The 20,084-nt window shown below is 56.1% G+C and carries 22 protein-coding genes; 16 read left to right on the forward strand and 6 right to left on the reverse strand.

The features are described 5' to 3' along the window. Positions 1–4: 4 nt before the first annotated feature. The 3 genes from YWK_RS0100815 to YWK_RS0100825 form a co-directional block, all read right to left on the reverse strand. Entirely contained in the window at positions 5–1,147 is a 1,143-nt protein-coding gene (locus YWK_RS0100815; protein WP_026963284.1) for a THUMP domain-containing class I SAM-dependent RNA methyltransferase, read from the reverse strand. A 33-nt stretch (positions 1,148–1,180) separates the two neighbouring features. Next, on the reverse strand, positions 1,181–2,143 hold the full coding sequence (locus YWK_RS0100820; protein ID WP_026963285.1) for a glycosyltransferase family 4 protein: 963 nt from the start codon (positions 2,141–2,143) through the stop codon (positions 1,181–1,183). A 90-nt stretch (positions 2,144–2,233) separates the two neighbouring features. After that, the gene (locus YWK_RS0100825; RefSeq protein ID WP_026963286.1) at positions 2,234–2,710 is read right to left on the reverse strand and encodes a hypothetical protein; all 477 of its coding nucleotides are present in this window, start codon (positions 2,708–2,710) and stop codon (positions 2,234–2,236) included. 460 nt (positions 2,711–3,170) lie between these two features. On the opposite strand from YWK_RS0100825, the gene coxB reads away from it, so the two are divergent. The 6 genes from coxB to YWK_RS21725 all read left to right on the forward strand — a co-directional run bounded on the left by coxB (position 3,171) and on the right by YWK_RS21725 (position 8,330). Then, the gene (gene coxB, locus YWK_RS17655) at positions 3,171–3,839 is read left to right on the forward strand and encodes a cytochrome c oxidase subunit II (protein WP_051374833.1); all 669 of its coding nucleotides are present in this window, start codon (positions 3,171–3,173) and stop codon (positions 3,837–3,839) included. A 67-nt stretch (positions 3,840–3,906) separates the two neighbouring features. After that, entirely contained in the window at positions 3,907–5,517 is a 1,611-nt protein-coding gene (gene ctaD / locus YWK_RS17660; protein ID WP_051374835.1) for a cytochrome c oxidase subunit I, read from the forward strand. 92 nt (positions 5,518–5,609) lie between these two features. Then, positions 5,610–6,542, forward strand: coding sequence for a COX15/CtaA family protein (locus YWK_RS0100840; protein ID WP_169727112.1), 933 nt, complete (start codon positions 5,610–5,612; stop codon positions 6,540–6,542). 38 nt (positions 6,543–6,580) lie between these two features. Next, the gene (cyoE, locus tag YWK_RS0100845) at positions 6,581–7,501 is read left to right on the forward strand and encodes a heme o synthase (RefSeq protein ID WP_035465735.1); all 921 of its coding nucleotides are present in this window, start codon (positions 6,581–6,583) and stop codon (positions 7,499–7,501) included. Positions 7,502–7,531: 30 nt separating this feature from the next. After that, on the forward strand, positions 7,532–8,158 hold the full coding sequence (locus YWK_RS0100850) for a hypothetical protein (RefSeq protein WP_026963289.1): 627 nt from the start codon (positions 7,532–7,534) through the stop codon (positions 8,156–8,158). Between the two features lie 31 nt (positions 8,159–8,189). Beyond that, on the forward strand, positions 8,190–8,330 hold the full coding sequence (locus YWK_RS21725) for a hypothetical protein (protein WP_156908990.1): 141 nt from the start codon (positions 8,190–8,192) through the stop codon (positions 8,328–8,330). 43 nt (positions 8,331–8,373) lie between these two features. On the opposite strand, the gene YWK_RS0100860 is transcribed toward YWK_RS21725, so the two are convergent. From YWK_RS0100860 to YWK_RS0100870, 3 genes are all read right to left on the reverse strand, one after another. After that, entirely contained in the window at positions 8,374–9,573 is a 1,200-nt protein-coding gene (locus YWK_RS0100860; RefSeq protein ID WP_026963290.1) for an ornithine--oxo-acid transaminase, read from the reverse strand. Positions 9,574–9,662: 89 nt separating this feature from the next. Continuing rightward, positions 9,663–9,848, reverse strand: a complete 186-nt coding sequence (locus YWK_RS0100865; RefSeq protein ID WP_026963291.1) for a YjzC family protein — start codon at positions 9,846–9,848, stop codon at positions 9,663–9,665. Positions 9,849–9,978: 130 nt separating this feature from the next. Beyond that, complete coding sequence (locus YWK_RS0100870) at positions 9,979–11,046, reverse strand: class I fructose-bisphosphate aldolase (RefSeq protein WP_026963292.1); 1,068 nt, start codon at positions 11,044–11,046, stop codon at positions 9,979–9,981. Between the two features lie 158 nt (positions 11,047–11,204). Here YWK_RS0100870 and ispG point away from each other — a divergent pair, with 158 nt between their 5' ends. From ispG to hisIE, 10 genes are all read left to right on the forward strand, one after another. Beyond that, positions 11,205–12,296 (forward strand): flavodoxin-dependent (E)-4-hydroxy-3-methylbut-2-enyl-diphosphate synthase, encoded by a 1,092-nt coding sequence (gene ispG, locus YWK_RS0100875; RefSeq protein WP_026963293.1) that lies wholly within the window; start codon positions 11,205–11,207, stop codon positions 12,294–12,296. Positions 12,297–12,349: 53 nt separating this feature from the next. Then, positions 12,350–13,009: an MOSC domain-containing protein gene (locus YWK_RS0100880; RefSeq protein ID WP_026963294.1), complete on the forward strand. Its 660-nt coding sequence runs from the start codon at positions 12,350–12,352 to the stop codon at positions 13,007–13,009. 190 nt (positions 13,010–13,199) lie between these two features. Beyond that, a complete protein-coding gene (locus YWK_RS0100885; RefSeq protein ID WP_026963295.1) occupies positions 13,200–14,261 on the forward strand; it encodes an ATP phosphoribosyltransferase regulatory subunit in 1,062 nt (353 codons plus the stop codon). Next, positions 14,258–14,896: an ATP phosphoribosyltransferase gene (gene hisG, locus YWK_RS0100890; RefSeq protein WP_026963296.1), complete on the forward strand. Its 639-nt coding sequence runs from the start codon at positions 14,258–14,260 to the stop codon at positions 14,894–14,896. Before YWK_RS0100885 ends, hisG begins: the two co-directional genes overlap by 4 nt. Further along, positions 14,893–16,188 (forward strand): histidinol dehydrogenase, encoded by a 1,296-nt coding sequence (gene hisD / locus YWK_RS0100895; protein WP_026963297.1) that lies wholly within the window; start codon positions 14,893–14,895, stop codon positions 16,186–16,188. Before hisG ends, hisD begins: the two co-directional genes overlap by 4 nt. Then, positions 16,185–16,784, forward strand: a complete 600-nt coding sequence (gene hisB / locus YWK_RS0100900) for an imidazoleglycerol-phosphate dehydratase HisB (RefSeq protein WP_026963298.1) — start codon at positions 16,185–16,187, stop codon at positions 16,782–16,784. The genes hisD and hisB overlap by 4 nt, the downstream gene beginning before the upstream one ends. Beyond that, positions 16,781–17,446, forward strand: coding sequence for an imidazole glycerol phosphate synthase subunit HisH (gene hisH, locus YWK_RS0100905; protein ID WP_026963299.1), 666 nt, complete (start codon positions 16,781–16,783; stop codon positions 17,444–17,446). Before hisB ends, hisH begins: the two co-directional genes overlap by 4 nt. Next, positions 17,439–18,194: a 1-(5-phosphoribosyl)-5-[(5-phosphoribosylamino)methylideneamino]imidazole-4-carboxamide isomerase gene (gene hisA / locus YWK_RS0100910; RefSeq protein WP_026963300.1), complete on the forward strand. Its 756-nt coding sequence runs from the start codon at positions 17,439–17,441 to the stop codon at positions 18,192–18,194. Before hisH ends, hisA begins: the two co-directional genes overlap by 8 nt. Next, positions 18,188–18,970: an imidazole glycerol phosphate synthase subunit HisF gene (hisF, locus tag YWK_RS0100915; RefSeq protein ID WP_026963301.1), complete on the forward strand. Its 783-nt coding sequence runs from the start codon at positions 18,188–18,190 to the stop codon at positions 18,968–18,970. The genes hisA and hisF overlap by 7 nt, the downstream gene beginning before the upstream one ends. Further along, a complete protein-coding gene (gene hisIE / locus YWK_RS0100920; protein WP_026963302.1) occupies positions 18,946–19,743 on the forward strand; it encodes a bifunctional phosphoribosyl-AMP cyclohydrolase/phosphoribosyl-ATP diphosphatase HisIE in 798 nt (265 codons plus the stop codon). The genes hisF and hisIE overlap by 25 nt, the downstream gene beginning before the upstream one ends. Positions 19,744–20,084 lie beyond the last annotated feature (341 nt).

The raw sequence follows: 20,084 nt of genomic DNA on the forward strand, positions 1-20,084 counted from the left end.
GGTTTTACCGTTCCTTGGGCGGGGGAAGTGGGCCGAGGTACTGATACAGGTTGGTCTGAATGCGGCCGTTGTAAAGCTTGCGTTTTTTATCGGCTGGCTTCCCGTACATTTTTTCGAATTTCGTGTGGGACGTGATGATGAACGCGGACCACGTGTCGAGTCTGCGAAACGCTCTGCCCATCGCGCGGTAGAGATTTTCGACTTCCCACTGGTCACCGAGACGTTCTCCGTACGGTGGGTTGGTCACGATACAGCCGTACTCTGCATTGGACGAAAATTGTCCGGCATCTTGTTTCACAATCCGCACGCACTCAGCGACACCTGCTTTTCGGCAGTGGTACTCTGCGAGGCTCAACACTTCACTGTCAATGTCGCTTGCCACGATGTCGAGGTCGACGTCTTTGTTCGTCGCCGCAAATGCACGAGTGCGCTCGTCTGTCCACACCTCGGTCGGTATCCACGGCCATCGTTCGCTGGCGAATTCGCGTTGCAATCCGGGAGCGATGTTCTTGCCAATCATCGCCGCCTCAATGGCGATGGTGCCCGAACCGCATAGCGGATCAGCAAACGGGCGGTGAGGCTTCCACCAACTGAGCAGCACCAATGCGGCGGCCAAAGTTTCCTTGATGGGCGCTTTCGCGCTGAGCTTGCGATAACCCCGCTTGTGGAGACCCGCGCCACTGGTGTCTAAGGTGATCATGGCCTGATCCGAATGAATGGAAACTTCAATGCTGTATGTAGCGCCTGTTTCTGGGAAGGTCTGTCGCCCGTACTTGGCGCTCAGTTTGTCGACAATGGCTTTCTTCACGATGCGTTGACAGGCCGGCACGCTCGACAGCTGTGACTTCACCGACCGGCCTTCCACTGGAAAGTGGGCGTTTTCCGGTAATAAGTCTTGCCATGGTAGCGCTTTGGTCCCTTCAAACAACTCATCGAACGTCTTGGCCTGAAATTGGCCGACTTTCACCAACACCCGATCCGCGGTGCGCAACCACAGGTTGCACCGCGCGATGGCGCTCTCATCACCGGAGAACTCGACGTAGCCGTTAAAGGCCCGGGCATCCTCATAGCCGAGGCCCAGCAATTCTCGTTTGAGGACCGACTCAATCCCCATCGGGGTCGTTGCGACGAATGTGAACTTGGTCATTGGTTCCGTCCCTTCAAAATACTGCTCTGGTCTCTAACGTTGCAAAAGAACAATAATCATGGAAGCCAGCGAGCAGCAGGCGCTCAAGAGATACATGAATGTCACCGCCTGCACCTGTGAGAAACCGGCATTCAACAGTCTGTGGTGACCGTGCGTTTTATCCGGCTTGTACACAGGTTTGCCTGCCATTGCGCGCCGTATAACCACCCGCACTGCGTCGAAAATCGGAACGCCGAGCGCCAATATCGGCACGAAGATGGAGATGACGGTTGCGGACTTGAATGCGCCAATCACTGCAATGGCTGCGAGCAGGAAGCCCAGCAAAGTAGAACCGGCGTCACCCATGATGATGCGCGCCGGGTAGAAGTTGTGGCGGAGAAAACCCAACGCAGCTCCAGCCACCGCTGCCGCCCAGATGGCCGAGTTGGTGTCGCCTTTCACGAGCGCGATAAACATCAACGTCACGGCAGATATACAAGCGATGCCGGCGGCCAGTCCATCCAGTCCATCGAGAAAGTTGAACACGTTGATGACGCCGACAATCCACACGATAGTGACGGCCACGGAAACGAAGTGGGGGAACTGAACAAAGCCGTGCGTGCCAAATGGACTAGAAAAACCGCGAACTGTTCCCCCGAATAGGGCAACCAGCGCGGCGGCTGCAATTTGCATGAGGAGGCGGGGCCATGGAGAAAAATCCTTAGCGCGCGACTTGTAGTAGTCATCGACCAGGCCGATGCCGAAAAGCAAGCACGCGCCCATGAGAATGCCGAAGTAAACGTCCGGCAGGCTCCCGTGTAATACCGTAACCCAGGTCGCTGCAAGGACGAACGCAGCAAACATCGAGACGCCGCCAAGCAAAGGCAGGGGCGACTTGTGAACTTTGCGCTGATTCGGTTGGTCTACGAAGTTCCAGCGAAACGCTAGACGCCGGATGTAGGGGATGGTGGCCCAGCTCACAATGAAGGCAATGAGCCCGCTCATCCAGACAAACATGGAACACCCTCCAATCGTTTTCGTTGCCAATGGATGTTGTGCCAGACGCTCACACGCCAAAGTGTTCTGTCCTACATGGTGGACATGGTTCTACCATTTCTCTTTCACGACCAGTGATTTTGTCTCGCCGTTGTCCATGTGAACGGCCACACTCACCCTGCCGTCAACCCGGTTGTAGTGGGCTTCCGCAACAGGGATTTGGACTTTCGTCGTGGGGTTCACGTAGACGACAGTGAGGACAGAACCGCGGTCGTACTGCACGTATTTTTGCATCATATCAATCGTGAACGAGGCTTTTTCGGAGTCAGGAACTGGGTGGTCGAGTTGAAGAACGTACGACATGGGATCCAGTCCCGTACCGCTGTCTATTTCCACCAGTTTACCGACGTGGTTCGACGTTACGTATCCCATGAAGGAGTGCTTGTGTTCAGCCAAGCGCTGTGTGGTAATGGACTTCATGGCGATGTACAGGAATCCCATCATGACGAGGATGCCTACGAAGACCACCAACATGTACAGGCGGCTTCGCTTTTCGCGCCTTTGTGGTTCTGAGGGTGTCGACAGCATTCCTCTCACCCTTCCGCGACGAGTCGTGTCTACATTCACTCGTCCGAGGCTGATTATACTCCAAGTGCACCCATCGCATCTATACAAGTCACGGTTGTCTTGGCCAATTTGTCGCCGGATAGCCACAACTTAGACACACTCGTTTTCTCTCTATTTGCAACGGCCGCACAGGTACGTCGATACTACATTACTTGACGCCTGTGCGTCGGCCTATGGTAAACTGTACCTATCTCTTTGCGGGACTGTGCCGTTCTATTCGCCTCATGCGGTTTCGCGTACTCATCCTGTGTGTCACCGGATCCATGTGAAACGTCGGTTGTCAAACCTATCATGCGCAATGGATATGGTCAGTAGAGAATGAATACGCTGTCAATTTTGAGATTATTTTGATAGGTGAGGACGCGAAGACTTCGTGCGAGTCTCATGAGCAAACGGTGATACCAGCCGAGGAGGGTGTAGTGTGGTCGATGCAGCATCTTGGCTTCCAACTGAACTGACACCGATGTCTCATAGCTTAGACGTTCTGTTTGACGTTGCGTTGGGTGTTGTCACGTTCTTCTTTGTCCTAGTGGAAGTTTTGCTAGTCACGTTTCTCATTCGTTATCGGCGCACCAAGACCAATCAAACCGGAGTGAACGTGCACGGCAACAACAGGCTTGAAGTCATCTGGACACTGATTCCTGCGGCCATTCTTGTCTGTATGGGGGTTTACTGCGTGAAGGTGGTCTACGCCTTACAAACGCCCCCTGCGAAACCGGAAGTGATTAAGGTGACGGGGCACATGTGGTTCTGGGAGTTTCAGTATCCGAACGGTTTGACAACAAAGAATGACTTACGCGTCCCTGCCGGCGAAAACGTCCTGTTTGAGATTCACTCAGCCGATGTGATTCACGGGTTTTACATACCGGCTGTTCGAATTCAACAAGATGCGTTGCCTGGTCGGCAGACCGAATTCTGGATGAATGCGGACACTGACAAGGTCGGTCAGGTATTTGACGTGCCGTGTGACCAGTTCTGTGGTTCGGGGCACCCCATCATGGATGCCAAAATGACCGTGATGTCCCCAGCAGATTACGAGCACTGGGAACAAACCCAACTTCAGAAGCAAAAGCAGAACTCTGGGCAGTGAGCATCAGCCGCAAGTAGCGTCTGTATTATCTGAGTAATCATACAACTTGCACGAAGGTGGTGGCACAATGGAGGCAGCGGTTCAGGCGCCGCGTAAGTCATTCATCCGCGAGTGGGTGATGACGGTCGACCACAAGAAGATTGGCATCATGTACGGAGTCACCTCGCTCTTCTTCTTCCTCCTCGCTGGTTTGTTTGCGCTTCTCGTTCGGACAGATTTGTTGGTTCCGTCTGGCTTGTTTTCTCCGCAAACGTACAACGAATTCTTCACGATGCACGCAACCATCATGATTTTTGCCGTCATCATTCCATTGTTGACCGGCGCGTTTGGCAACTACTTGGTACCTTTGATGATTGGCGCGCGCGATATGGCGTTCCCGCGAATGAATGCCCTGAGCTACTGGCTGTATCTCGCGTCGGGTGTCGTTCTGTTATTCAGCATGTTCTTTGGCATGCCGGATGCGGGCTGGACATCTTACCCGCCGTACAGCATACAGTCGCAAGGCCCCGGTATTGATCTGTGGGTAACGGCGATTCACATCGCTGGTTTGTCTTCCATTCTCGGTGCTATCAACTTCGTGGTGACGATACACAAGATGCGGGCGCCGGGTATGACGTACAACCGTATGCCGCTGTTTGTGTGGAGCATTTTGGTCACCGCCTACATGCAGATCTTTGGTACCCCGGCATTGGCGGGGGCAGTGACGACGTTGCTGGCGGACCGTCATTTTGGCACTGTGTTTTACGACGCCACCGCTGGCGGAGATCCAATGTTGTACCAACATCTGTTCTGGTTCTATTCGCACCCGGCAGTGTACATCATGATTTTGCCAGGGTTCGGGATTATTTCTGAATTATTGCCGGTTTTTTCGCGCAAACCTATATTTGGGTACCATGCCATTGCTTACTCCAGTGTGGCCATCGGCTTCCTCGGCTTCTTTGTCTGGGCGCACCACATGTTCGTGGCCGGTATGTCGATGTCTGCGGGGATTCCATTCATGATTTCGTCTTTGATTATTGCAGTGCCCACGTCGGTAAAAATTTTCAACTGGTTGGCCACGATGTGGCGAGGCGCTGTAGACTACACAGTTCCCATGATGTATGCATCGCTCGGGTTTATCGGTTCGTTCATCATCGGTGGTTTCAGTGGTGTGATTGTGGCAGAGGTTCCGCTGGATATGCACCTGCATGACACGTACTTTATCGTTGCACACATTCACTACGTGTTGTTCGGCGGGAGCGTCATGACCATTATGGCAGGGTTGCACTACTGGTTTCCGAAAGTCACCGGACGGATGTTCAACACGAAGCTGGGACACATCTCGTTCTGGTTTTACTTCATTGGCACCCAGGTTACGTTCTTCCCGATGCATCTGGTGGGGTTGGCTGGCATGCCGCGACGCTATCAGTCGTACCTGCCGGAGTTCCAATTCTGGAACGATGTATCGACCATCGGCTCCTACATCCTTGGCGTGGGTACGCTGATTATTATTTTCAACCTGTTTTACTCGGCAAAGTACGGAAAGAAGGTCGGCAACAACCCGTGGGGCGCTCGGACACTCGAGTGGACCATCTCCTCGCCGCCGCCGGAGCATAACTTTACGGAACTTCCAGTGGTCACGGAAAATCCGTACCAACCGTACTCGCCGCAAGAAGTGGAAGAAGTGGCCACAGCGTAGCCCCACGACCAGTGTTGTTTTTTCCACCTGCAACGTTGACCAGGTTGCGGCGTCAATGGAGGTGACCAGCGCTGAACTACCGATTGCCCTTGGTGACCACGCTTCTCCTTGGGGTTCAAATTGTCCTTGGGGGTGTTGTGGTCGGCAAGGATGCCGGGTTCATTTGCCCAGATTGGCCGCTGTGTCACGGCATGCTGCTTCCGACATGGACTGGACTTGTCATCGTTGAAATGACTCATCGCATCACGGCGTTGCTCGTAGCCGTCTTGGTCCTGTTCATCACCGGGAGAGTGTACTGGAAGTATCGCGACAACAAGACAATGATGGTCATTGCCACACTCGCGCTGCTATCATTGCTCATCCAAATGGTCGTGGGCGGGTTGATTGTCCTGTTCAAGTGGCCGGGCGTCGTGACCACCGTCGACGTGGTGAACAGCATGGTATTGCTCTCGCTTTATGTTGCACTCACCACGGAAGCGTACCGTGTTACCGTGCACCGTCGTTTCGGCCGTGAGTGGCCCGATGTGGAGCTGGAACAGATGACGCCTACTGCGTGGATGGTGGTTGGTATCGGCGGATTCGCAGTTCTGGTGGGCGCTCTTTTCAGACACACTGGCGCGGGTGAGGCATTGTTTGGCATCAACAGCTATTTGGCTAGCCACGGACAGCACACGCTGCCTTCTTCCTCGGTGTCTGTGGGGTTGCTCGTATTTCATATCACGGCGGGGACGCTGGTCGCGTTTGCGGCGTTGTGGCTGTTCTGCCGGGCACTGCATTTGCAGCTTTATGTCAAGGCCGCGTCACTCTTGTTAGGCCTGGTGACGGTACAGTTCATCCTTGGTGTTCTGTCGCTGACCAGTCGGCTCGCTTTTACAGTGGTCACGCTCCATTTCGCAAACGCCGGCGGCATGATTGCCACCATGACGTGGGTGGCCACCACGGCGACATTGGCTCGGCAACGGATCAGGCAAACAGCAGACAGATCCAATTCAACGTCGGTGTCAAATCCGGGGACTGTTCATTGACGGGGCAGGCGGCATCCGAGGAGAAGGAGGAGACGAAGTTGGCTTCAGATGGCGTGGCGGTGGCGAAGCGTTTACCAAAGGAGCGTGGTGCAGAGGAACGTGCGACATTTCGTGACTATGTGTCGCTCCTGAAACTAGGCATCACGTTTGCCAACCTGATGTCGACCTTCGCCGGTTTGTGGGTGGGCAGCCACGGCCGTCCGGGGCTGATTGTAAGTCTATATACCCTGCTCGGTACCGCGCTCGTGGTCGCGTCCGGTGCGGCACTGAACAACTTTGTCGACCGAGATATCGATTACGCGATGGACCGTACGAAGGACCGGGTTGTTGTGACAGGGCGGGTCCCCGCTCACGCGGCGCTCGTGCTCGGGCTGACGTTGGGCTGTGTCGGCATCGCGATGCTTGTCTTTTTCGTGAACGTCATTGCAGCAGCTTGTGCGTTTGTGGGTTTGGTCGTGTACGCGTATGTGTACTCGGTTTGGCTGAAGCGAACCACGACCCTGAACACTGTGATTGGCGGCTTGGCTGGCGCCATGCCTCCAGTCATTGGGTTTGTCGCGGGCAGTGGTGGAACCTTGAATGTTGTCACCTTGGCCTTGTTCTCCATGTTCTTCCTCTGGCAACCTCCGCATTTTCTCCCACTCGCCATGAAGCGTAGCGAGGAGTACCGCGCGGCTGGCATTCCCATGTTGCCGGTGGTTCGGGGCTATCGAGAGACCAAGTGGCAGATCTTGAGCTACACCGCAGCGATGGTTCCCGTGTCACTACTCTTGTACGGATTTGGGTACGAAGGTACCGTGTACTTGCTCGCGGCCTTGACACTTGGAGTCACCTTCCTCGTGAAGTCCGTGCAAGGTCTGTTCGCCAGGGAGGACTTGGTGTGGGCGAAAAAACTGTTTCGCTTTTCATTGGTTTACCTGATAGCCATGTGTATCGCAATGATTGCCAGCGCAATGTGATGAAGCACGATGGTTAAGGAGGTTCACGAGATGTCGACCAATCACGCACAGGCAAACGTGCACTTTGATCACAACGAAAACATTGACCATCAAGGGAATGCGAACCTTGCGGTGTGGCTTGGCTTAGTTGCCTTAACGTTCATGACGGCAACGTTTGTGGCGTGCAACGTATACTTGCGGGGATGGGCACCATCGAAGTTTCACTTGAGCGACAAAGTGTTGACCGACCTTCCGTATGTTACGGTGTTGTTATCTATCATTTCTGTCATTTTGCTGTTTGTCGCCGCCTCTTTTTTCGCCAGGGATAAATGGCGTGCATTCAACTTGGTCCTGGCGTTGACAACGCTGGTCTACATCGCCCAGGTGATGGTGGAGTTCAACCTGATGCTGTGGTTTGCAGGGTACAGCAAGCAGGTGGCAACGATTTATGCCCCGACGGCTGTCATGGAATTCGCTTTGACGGTGGTGTGCGTGATTTTGCTGGTTGCGGCGGGCTGGTATGCCAGCTTCGCGAACAAGCGAAAAATCAATTCGTTCTTCCCAGTCGGCATGAACGTGTGGCTGTACGCCGCGTTGTCCAACGTTGTCATCCTGTTGGTGGAAGACGTCATGTCCGTGGGTCAGTTCGCGGCATGGTGCGGACAGCACCTGGTGTGAATACCGAGAATTTCCACGATGAAGGGAGGGATTGGCGTGCCTGCGCACGCCGAGACCGCGGATGCAACTTCTCTCGTTTGCGCTTGGATTGTTCGTGTTCATCGGGTTGACCTTGTTTATCTTGAAGTACACAACGTACCTGTCCAATTTGAAAAAAGACACGGAGCGGTGATTCCCGCTCCGTTTTTGTAGGACATTCCCCTCGCCGCGTCTCTTTACGCCGATAGGACGTCGCGGATTTTCGCCAGCGCTTCGTCCAGTTCGTCTTTCGTAATGACCAAGGGCGGGGCGAAGCGTATGACGTTCTCATGTGTCTCTTTGCACAACAGGCCTTTTCGCATCAACGCTTCGCAGTATGGTCGCGCAGGACCATGCAGTTCCAGGCCGATGAAGAGTCCTCTTCCTCGTACTTCCTTGATATTTGGGTTATGCATCGCCTTGAGCGCTTTCAGGAAGTAATCGCCGAGCTCTCGCGAACGCTCCGGCAGGTTTTCTTCCAGAATGACGTCGAGTGCCGCGATGGCGACTGCGCATGCCAGCGGATTTCCGCCAAACGTCGAGCCATGCGAACCTGGCTCGAACACACCCAAGATTTCCTGATTCGCGGCAACGGCGGAAACGGGGAAGACACCGCCGCCAAGGGCCTTACCCATCACGTACACATCCGGAACGACGTTTTCCCAATCACACGCAAATAGTTTGCCGGTGCGGCCGAAACCCGTTTGAATTTCATCTGCGACAAACAGTACGTGGTTTTCCCGACACAGTTCTGCCACCTTCGCAATGTACCCCTGCGGGGGAATGAGAATACCGGCTTCGCCCTGAATCGGTTCCACCAAAAATGCCGCCGTATTGGGCGTAATGGCCTGGCGCACCGCTTCAATATCGCCGTACGGAATAATCCGGAAGCCCGGTGTGAGGGGGCCAAAGCCGCGGCGGTACGCTTCGGCAGAAGACATGGAGATCATGGTCACTGTCCGTCCATGGAAGTTGTTGGTGCAGACGATGATTTCGGCCTGGTCGTCCGGTACCCCTTTGACATCGTACGCCCAGCGGCGGACAGCCTTCACGGCCGTTTCCACAGCTTCCGCTCCACTGTTCATGGGTAATATCATGTCTTTGCCTGTCACCTTGGTCAGTTTCTCGTAAAATGGTCCCAGTTGGTCGCTGTGAAACGCGCGTGAGGTGAGCGTCACCCGGTCTGCCTGGTCTTTCAGTGCTTGAATGATTTTCGGGTGACGGTGTCCCTGGTTGAGGGCAGAATACGCACTGAGCATGTCCATGTATCGGTTTCCATCCGGATCTTCCACCCAAACGCGTTCCGCCTTGGAAATGACAATCGGCAGTGGATGGTAGTTGTGTGCCCCGTACTTCTCCGTTATAGAGATAATCTCCGTGGATTTTGTGTTGTGCATGACGACCCTCCTTGGCCATGCGCGTCCTATCTATATGCAGTAAGCGGACTCGCCTGCCAACGTTGGGCGGCGAGTCCGCTGTGTCGTCATCACTTGTTGCGGTTTCGCGTCCACTTTCGGTTGGTGTTGGTGGTTTCTGGAAATGTATCCCCTTTATGCAGACGAATTTTCCGTGGGTTGTGGAGGTTTCCGCTATCCGGGTGTTCACCGATTTCCACGTACTCGCCGTCGTTCGGAACTTCCCAACCGGGTTTAAATTGGTTTTCCTGCCCCATGTCATCACCCCCAGCAGTAGTATGGAGGGATTGAGGCACCATCATCCGCAAGGGCGGGATCCAATTTGCTCACTGCACCAAACGAAAAGGGCGCAGCATGTTCAGCCGCGCCCTTGGTGCTTGTCCAAGATTAAGCGATGGTGATGTCTTTGCAGAGGTAGACGTCCTGAATCAAGTTGAGCAGTTTGACGCCCTCTTCCATCGGACGTTGGAACGCCTTACGGCCGGAGATCAACCCCATGCCGCCGGCGCGCTTGTTGATGACCGCAGTTTTCACTGCTTCTGCGAAGTCATTCTGACCGGACGGACCACCAGAGTTGATGAGGCCAATTTTGCCCATGTAGCAGTTCGCCACTTGGTAACGCGTGAGGTCAATCGGATTCTCTGTCGTTAACTCCGTGTAAATCCGTTCGTCCGTCTTTCCGTAGCTGCTGCCTTCCATGTTCAAGGCCTTGAATCCGCCGTTCGTTTCCGGCAACTTCTGCTTAATGATGTCTGCTTCAATGGTGACGCCGAGATGGTTGGCCTGACCCGTCAAGTCGGCTGCCAAGTGGTAGTCCACGCCTCCCTGCTTGAACTCCGGATTCCGCAGGTAGCACCAGAGCACGGTGAACATCCCGAGTTCATGGGCGAGCGCGAACGCTTCACTGACCTCTTGAAGCTGCCGCGTGGATTGGTCGGACCCAAAGTAGATGGTGGCACCGATACCTGCGGCGCCCAGCTCCCAACATTGACGAACCTTTGCAAACATGACTTGGTCGAACTTATTCGGATATGTGAGCAACTCGTTGTGGTTAATTTTCACAATGAAGGGGATTTTGTGGGCGTACTTGCGCGACGTCAGTGCAAGCACACCGAGTGTGGATGCGACCGCGTTACAACCACCTTCGATGGCGAGTTTGACGATGTTCTCTGGGTCGAAATACGCCGGGTTCTTCGCAAACGAGGCCCCTGCCGAGTGTTCGATGCCTTGGTCGACTGGCAGGATGGAGACGTAACCCGTGTTCGCCAAACGACCTGTGCTCATCATGGATTGGAGGCTGCGCAGCACTTGGTTGTTGCGGTTTGATCCGCCGAAGACTTCGTTGACGGAGTCTGGCGACGGCAGCGTCAGCGCCGATTTCGGAATAGTGTTACAAGTGTGGGTTAGGAGCGATTCCGCTTCCGGTCCGAGGTACGACATGATTTGATCCAACACAGTTGGACACCTCTACTTTCATGATGTTGGGTAGGTAACATAGCGGTGACCCTTGTCTACCTCCATTAATGTACCAGATTCGCGCGGCAAAACGCTAATGGAATTGGTGTATAATGACGAGGGAGTAAGAACAAGACCTTAACTTGGGGAGAGCAGACATGTTTCATCGAAAAGATACGCGACCCGTGAAGGTCGGGAACTTGACCATTGGCGGATCGAACCAAGTGATTATACAAAGTATGACAACGACAAAAACGGCGGACGTCAAAGCCACCGTCGCGGAAATTCATCGGCTGGAAGAGGCCGGGTGTGAGATTGTCCGCGTCACGGTGAACAACAACGAGGCGGCAGACGCCATCAAGGAAATTAAGCGGCAGATCCACATCCCGCTGGTCGCAGACATTCACTTCGACTATCGATTGGCGTTAAAGGCCATTGAGAACGGCATTGATAAAGTGCGCATTAACCCCGGTAACATCGGGAAGCGCGAACGGGTAGAGGCCGTTGTGAAGGCGTGCAAGGAGCGCGGGATTCCCATTCGCATCGGTGTGAACGCGGGATCGCTGGAACGACACATTTTGGAGAAGTACGGCTACCCGACGGCGCAGGGCATGCTGGAAAGCGCACTGCACCACATTCAGATTCTCGAGGACTTGGACTTCCACGACATCATTGTGTCCATGAAAGCCTCTGACGTACCTCTGGCCATTGAGGCCTACCGACTGGCAGCGGAGACGTTCAATTACCCGTTGCACTTGGGCATTACCGAATCAGGGACGCTGTTCAGCGGCACCATCAAGAGTTCGGCTGGATTGGGTACATTGCTGTCCATGGGCATCGGAAACACGATTCGCGTCTCGCTGAGTGCGGATCCGGTGGAAGAGGTCAAAGTGGCCCGCGAACTATTGAAGACGTTCCAGCTGATTTCGAATGCCGCGACGTTGGTGTCTTGTCCAACCTGCGGCCGAATCGACATCGACCTGATTTCGATTGCGAACGAGGTGGAAGAGTACCTGCAAACGGTGAAAGCGCCGATTAAGGTTTCGGTGCTCGGCTGTGCAGTGAACGGCCCGGGGGAAGCGCGCGAAGCGGATATTGGTATTGCCGGCGCGCGTGGAGAAGGGTTGCTGTTCCGTAAAGGAGAGGTTGTCCGCAAGATTCCGGAGGCGGACTTGGTCACGGAGTTGAAAAAAGAAATCGACCGCATGGCGAAGCACTACCAGGAAACGGGGTCCCTGCACGGGGCGTAACCACCAGGTAGGGAATTTCTAACCGTACGTCTGATGTCTGGGAGCGTCGACGCATGCAGAGTTATACTCTACTTTCCATTCAGGTTGGCAAACCACAGGTATACCGTGAGGACGCAGGACAGGATGAGAAGGAGTCAACCTGGATGTCCGGGATATACAAAGCGCCGGTGCAAGGGCCGATTTGGGTAGGAAAACTCAACTTGGACGACGACGGCCAAGCCGATTTACGCTACCACGGCGGTGTGGACCGACCCATTCTCGGGTACAGTGCCGATTATTACCCACAGTGGCAATCCGAACTTGGGATTCCGCTTGAACATGGCGCGTTCGGTGAGAACTTCACGATGGCCGGATTGTGCGAGGATACCGTGTGCATTGGAGATGTCTACCGTCTTGGTCCGGTGCTCGTCCAGGTCTCTCAACCGCGGAAGCCGTGCTGGAAGCTGTCGCGACGCCACGGGATTCCTGGTCTGGCGGCAAGCGCCGAGAAAACCGGTCGGACGGGCTGGTATATGCGCGTACTGCAGGAAGGGTTCGTGGAAGCCGGGATGGAGCTCGTCCTGCAAGAACGGCCGTATCCCGAATGGACTGTGACCAAGGCGCACGAAGTGGCGCGAGAACGGAAGAAGAATCCGGAAGCGGCGCGAGCGCTGGGTCAGTGCCCCTACCTGTCCGCCGATTGGAAAGAGATGTTGCTGGAGGCGGGACAATAGAGCCGACGTATACATGAGGAGCCTTCTCCGATTTGGGGAAGGCTTTTCGTATATCCCCGTCATTTCAGTTGACGCTGTATGAAGAAACGAATACAATCATCCATATGCTTTATCTTATTAGCAAACTAAAGTATCGTCATTTCCATGTACGTCTACGTCATCGAATTTTACACACAGGACGTGATTCTCTGTGACCTTTGACCTTCCTCAAACCTGGGCTGAACAGCCTGTTGGGATGCGCGACGTGTATCCAGAGCAGGCGAAATACCGACGGGATATTGAGTCAAAATTGCTGGCGTTTTTCGAGCAGCACGGGTACCACATGGTGTCGAGCGGCGCCTTTGAGTATGTGGATACGCTATTGCGCGGACGGCAGGTGCAGGAAGCAGACGACTGGCTGCGTTGGTTCGATCCGAACGGGCGCATGGTTGCCCTGCGCCCAGACATGACACCGTCCATCGCGCGCATGGCTGCTCCACTTGTCGCGAGTGGAACAAAGGAAATTCGCTGGTGTTACGCGGAGAAAGTGTTTCGCCGGTCCAACGACCCCGCGTCGCTGTCCTGGGTGAGCGGCAAGGCTGCCGAGTCGACGCAGGTAGGCGTGGAATGGATTGGCCCAGCGGCTAACAGGGCAGACGTGGACCTGTTGGCACTGTGTCAGCGGTCGGTAGAGCACCTAGGGCTTGCAGATTGGCAGATGGTCGTCAGCCACGCGAAATTGACGGCCAGCCTGCTCGAAGTGCTCGGCCTTTCCCAGGAAGCCAGGGAAACGCTGATGCAGTACCTCATCCGTGGGGACTATGTCGGGTTTCGGCAGGTTCATGCCGACTACGGCATTACGGAAGACGTACTTGGTGCGTTGGCCCAAGTCAATCCGTTAGACCATGGCTCTCTATCGGCCTTCCTGACGTACAGTCGGGAAGATAACCCGACCACGCAGCGCGTGTGGAAACTGTGGGACGAATTGACGGAATTTGCCTCGGTCCTAGCGGTACAAGGGCTGACGGAACACCTGTCTTTCGACTTCACCTTGACGCGAGACTTGTCGTACTACACCGGAATTATCTTCGAAGTGTTCGTGCCTGGCGTCGGCGCGCCCGTCGCATTGGGTGGCCGTTACGACGACCTCCTTGCGCAGTTTGGTTCTCCCGCGCCCGCCGTGGGCTTCACGTTTGAAGTCGAGCGGCTCTTGACCGCCTTGACGGATGGTCGCTGGTTGGCTGAGTCCATGGGGAAGGGGGACGTGAGATGATCACCATCGCTTTGGCGAAAGGTCGCACGCTGGAGGGCATCCTGCCTTTGTGGACGGCGGCAAACCTGCCTGTGCCCGCAGACTTGGATGACAGCCGCGCCTTGGTGTTTGAAGAATCGTCCGAACAATACGGCATTGTGCGGTTTTTGTTGGCCAAGCCGGCGGATGTCCCGACCTACGTATCCTTTGGCGTGGCGGATATCGGCATTGTCGGCAAAGACGTCCTCATAGAAAATCCGAAAGACGTGTACGAGTTGTTGGATCTGCAGGCGGCCCAGTGCAAGCTATGCGTGGCAGGCAGGCCGGAGGACAAAGACACGCGTCCACGCCGAGTTGCCACGAAGTATCCACGATTGGCAGATCAGTATTTTCGCAGTCAAGGGGTATCGGTGGAGTTGGTCACGCTCAGCGGCTCCATTGAGCTGGCAGCGGTGATTGGACTGGCCGACAGGATTTTTGACTTGGTCCAAACTGGCGCGACGTTGGCGGCCAATGGTCTGGTGGTGTTTGACGAAGTGCTCGATGTATCAGCGAGGTTGATTGCCAATCGATCGAGCTATCGCATGAAGCGAAACCTGGTTGACGAGATATCCAGGCGTATCACGAGTGTGTTGGCAGCGGAGGTGGGGAGATGAAGGTTCAACGGGCATCGGCGGCTGCGTGGCGTTGGAAAAGGGAACAAGGCATGGACAAGTCGTTGGCGGATGTTGTGGCGCGCATCCTGCAGACCGTCCGTATCGATGGAGACATAGCTGTACGTACCTTCACAGCGCAGTTCGACGGAGTGGCTGCTGCAGACCACCCGCATTTCCAACTGCGTGTCCCTCACGACGCACTCGCTGAGGCGTGGGCTCGGCTCAGCCCGGATTTGCAAGGAACGCTGCAACGCGCGGCGGACCGGATTCGCCACTTTCACGAGTTGCAGAAGCGACGCGATGTTGAATACATCGGGGAAGATGGGGAGCGGCTAGGGATGACCTGGCGACCTCTTCACCGAGTCGGGGTCTACGCACCAGGCGGTCGAGCCGCATATCCTTCGACCGTCCTCATGAACGTGATTCCCGCGCAGGTTGCGGGTGTCGAGGAAATTGTGTTGGTGTCGCCACCACAGCCAGACACGGGGTACCCGCATCAGCTCGTCATGGCCGCTGCGCACCTCCTCGGCGTACAGGAAGTCTATCGCATGGGTGGCGCTCAGTCGATTGCGGCGCTCGCATATGGTACGGAAAGTATTCGTCCGGTGGACAAGATTGTCGGGCCCGGCAATGCCTATGTGGCCTATGCGAAGCGAATGGTGTCGGGGGACGTGGGCATTGACAGCATTGCCGGCCCAAGTGAAGTGTTCATTGTGGCGGACGCTTCGGCCAATCCCGCGTACGTCGCCGCAGACATGTTGGCTCAAGCGGAGCATGATCCAGAGGCTGGCGCGGTCTGCATCACCACGCATGCGCCCTTGGCGGATGCTGTCGAAGTGGCTCTTGCGGAGCAACTACAGCAGTTGCCAAGGCGGGAGATTGCGGAGAAATCTCTGGCAGCGTGGGGAGCTCTCGTGGTGGCTGACAACCTGGACCAGGCGGTGGCGGTGGTCAACGCGGCAGCGCCGGAGCACGTGGAGTTGATGGTGCAAAATCCAAACAAGTGGCTGAAGAACATCCGCACGGCCGGTGCCGTGTTCCTCGGACCGTACACGCCGGAGTCGGTCGGCGACTACTACGCGGGTACTAACCACGTCCTGCCGACGTTTGGGACCGCGCGCTTTGCATCTGGCCTCGGTGTGGACGACTTTGTTCGGCGCATGTCCTACGTGGAATACGCGAAGCACACACTCGAAGCGCACGCAATGGACATTTGCACGTTGGCCCACGCGGAAGGGCTGCAGGCGCACGCCCGCGCCGTGGAGATTCGGATGCAGGAGGAAGAAGGATGAATGAACGGAATCAGCCGAGGGAAGCGAAAATTGAGCGCGTGACGGGCGAAACGTCCGTTGAGCTCACCCTTCGCCTCGACGGCAGCGGTCAAGCAGCGCTCGATTTCCCAGTGCCGTTTTTACGTCATATGTTGCACCTGTTCGCGGCACACGGCCATTTCGATCTCTCCATTCACGCCACAGGCGATGTGGACGTGGATGACCACCATCTCGTCGAAGACATCGGATTGTGTCTCGGTAAAGCGTTGCACACTGCGCTGGGCGACAAGCGGGGTATTCGCCGGTACGGAGAACGCCACACGCCGATGGACGAAACGTTGGCAAGAGCGGTGATTGACTTGTCCGGCCGTCCCGCCTTTGTCCTGCTGGGGGAGATTCCGGCGGAGCGCATAGGGACGTTTCCCACGGAGCTGGTGCGAGAGTTCTTTAAATCCTTTGCGAACGAGGCGCGGATGGCGCTGCACCTGGCGATACTCTATGGAGAGAACAGTCACCACATGGTAGAAGCCTTGTTCAAAGCAACTGGCGCAGCCTTGCGGCTGGCGGTAGCGCCGGACGACGGTGGTGTGCCGAGCACGAAAGGGGTATTAGAGTGATTGCGGTATTAGACTTAGGCATCGGCAACCTCTCGAGCGTGCGAAGTGGATTTGCGCGGGCTGGCGAAGATACCGTGGTCGTTGCCCGCGGCGCGGATTTTGAGGCGTTGAAGGCGGAGAGGGACGATTTGGCCGGCGTCATTCTGCCGGGCGTAGGTGCATTTGGCGACGCCATGTTTCAGTTGCGGGTCTCCGGGCTGCTCACAGCGGTTCGCAACGTGGTGCGAGAAGGTCGACCGTTGCTTGGGATTTGCCTTGGAATGCAGCTCTTGTTCTCGGTCAGTGAAGAGCACGGATTGCACGTGGGATTGGGCGTCTTCCCAGGGCGAGTCGTGCGCTTTGACGACAAGGTGAAAGTTCCGCACATGGGTTGGAACGAACTCATGCAAGTGGCCGACCACCCGTTGCTGACTGGCATACAAAAAGGAAATTTCGTGTATTTCGTGCATTCGTACTACGCCGTGCTGCAGGAATCTCGCCACTTGCTGGCTGGGGCGGATTACGGAGGGACCTTGGTGCCTGCCGTCGTAGGCAAGGGCAACGTGTACGGCGCGCAGTTCCACCCGGAGAAGAGCGGTGAAGTTGGAGAGCAAATTCTCCGCAACTTCGTTCAAATCTGCAGAGATTGGCAGATGGAACAGGGAGGGATGGCACATGGCTGAACCCACGCAAACGTTTGAACTGTACCCGGCGATTGACATTCTCGGCGGCCGCTGCGTTCGACTTCTACAGGGCGACTACGCCGCCAAGACGGAGTACAGTGCCAACCCCGTCGACGTTGCAGGGCGGTGGATCCGAGAAGGGGCTCAGTGGCTGCATGTGGTGGACTTGGACGCGGCCAAATCAGGGGTTCCGGAGAATGTCGATGTCATTGCCGCTATCGTCGAGAGAGCCGCGCAGGCGAACGTGTCTGTCCAGGTGGGCGGCGGCATTCGCACGGTGGAAGCCATGCAGCGCTGGCTGGACTGCGGCGTCAAACGGTGCGTCGTTGGGACCGCCGCAACTCGGATGGAGTGGGTCACAGATGTGGTTGACCGGTTTGGGAGCGACGCCTTGGTGGTGGGCCTGGATGGTCGCAAGGGAAAGCTCGCGGTCAAAGGGTGGCTGGAGCAGACCGAAACGTCCCTCGTGGACCTGGCGAAGACCCTGTACGGAGTCGGGGTAAGGCACGCCTTGGTCACCGACGTGGAACGGGATGGGACATTGCAAGGGGCGAATCTGCCACTCGCGGCAGAGATCCAAACGACGGGGATTCAGGCGATTGCCTCCGGTGGCATTCGCAATCTTGAGGACGTGCTGGCAGCGAAGGCTGCGGGGCTCGCCGGAGTCATCGCGGGCAGATCCATCTACGACGGAACCCTTTCCCTGACGGAGGCGTTCGCAGCGCTGCAGGAGGCGAAGTCATGCTGACGAAACGGATTATCCCATGCTTTGATGTACTGGACGGGCGAGTCGTGAAACACGTAGGCTTTCTGGAAAATCGCCGGGACGCGGGCGATCCGCTTGCCCTCGCCGAACGGTACTCCCGCGAAGGTGCCGACGAGTTGGTCCTGCTCGACATCTCTGCTTCCGAAGAGGGACGCTTGGCGACGCATCGCGTTGTCGCGGAGGTGGCGGACAGAGTGAACATTCCGCTCACGGTCGGCGGGGGGGTGTCTACGGTCGACGACGTCCGCGCACTGCTCTTGGCGGGTGCCGACAAAGTGTCCATCAACACCGGGGCCGTGCGCAATCCGCAGTTGATCAAGGAAGCCGCTCACCGCTTTGGGGAGCAGTGCGTGGTCGTGGCCATCGACGCAAACTTGAATGCGAAGATGGGTACCTACGAAGTGATGATTCAGGGGGGAAAAGTCGGCACGGGCATGGACGTGATTGCGTGGGCGCGCCGCGTCACAGAACTGGGAGCGGGAGAGATTCTGCTCACGAGTTTTCGCCAGGACGGAACGCGTGAAGGATATGATCTTACGCTGACCAAAATGGTGTCGGAAGCGGTGAACGTGCCGGTGATTGCGAGTGGTGGCGCCGGCAAGAAGGAACACTTCTGGAAAGTGCTCACGGAAGGGAAGGCCGACGCGGCGCTCGCGGCGAGTGTCTTCCACTTTGCGGAGACCTCCATCGGTCAGGTCAAGTCCTACCTCAAGCAGAAAGGGGTGCCGGTGCGATGGAACGCAAAGTGGGCCAACTGACGGCGACGGCGCTCGAAAGCGTCCGGTATGATGCGCAAACGGGGCTCGTACCGGTGGTAGTCCAGGATCAAGGGACGGGGGCCGTGCTGATGTTGGCCTACGCCAACCGAGAGGCGTTGAAACGCACGCTCGGCACGGGCCAAGCGTGGTTTTGGAGTCGGTCGCGAGGCGACTATTGGCACAAGGGCGCCACAAGCGGAAACGTTCAGCGCGTGGTCGAAGTGCGCCTGGACTGCGATGGAGACGCCGTACTGTATTTGGTGGATCCAGCCGGACCGGCTTGCCACACCGGAGAGTACAGCTGTTTTTATCAGCGCGTTGAACACAAAGGAGAGACTGCGGAAGAGACGAGGACGTCCCACGAAGCCGTGACGGCATGGGACGATGCGGTGTCGCCCGCGGAAACAAGTCACACGTCCGCCGTGAACGGGGAGGAAGTCACCCGCGCTGCATCTTCAGACAACGACGCGACATGTCTCAGCGAGGCCCTTGACCACCTGTGGACGGTTCTGACCGACCGATGGGAGCATCGCCCCCAGGGATCTTACACGACGTACCTGTTTACGCACGGGATGGACAAGGTGGCGAAAAAGGTTGGCGAAGAAGCCGTGGAAGTGGCGATTGCTGCAAAAAATGCGGTTCAGTCCGAGGCGGGCAAAGCTGAACTTGCGGAAGAAAGCGCAGATCTGTTGTATCATTTGCTCGCACTGTGGAAGTTGGCCGGACTGTCTCCAGCCGACGTCTGCCACGTGTTGCAGAGCCGAGAGAGATAAGTTGTGGGTCTTTTGACAACACCCGCACCGAATCGTCACCATCGGGGAGAAGGAGCACGGTATGAACATACACGGCGTCGAGGTCAAAGGTGTGACTACGAGTGTCCAGCGTGTCAATCGAAGTTCAATCCCAGATGCGAAAATCACTACCCCTGGTATTTTGAAACGAAATCCAGTCGACAATAATCTCGTCGACTGGATTTTTGCGTCGCTTTCTGAAGGTGTTCAGCATACGGAAATGATTCATGCTTGCCTGAACACCGTGTGCTTGAACTTAGTGATATCGAAATTTTGCAAATCGTTCACAGAAAATTTGTAACTTTGCGTGGGATTACAGCGTC

This window comes from Alicyclobacillus pomorum DSM 14955, assembly GCF_000472905.1.
GTDB classification, from domain to species: domain Bacteria; phylum Bacillota; class Bacilli; order Alicyclobacillales; family Alicyclobacillaceae; genus Alicyclobacillus_A; species Alicyclobacillus_A pomorum.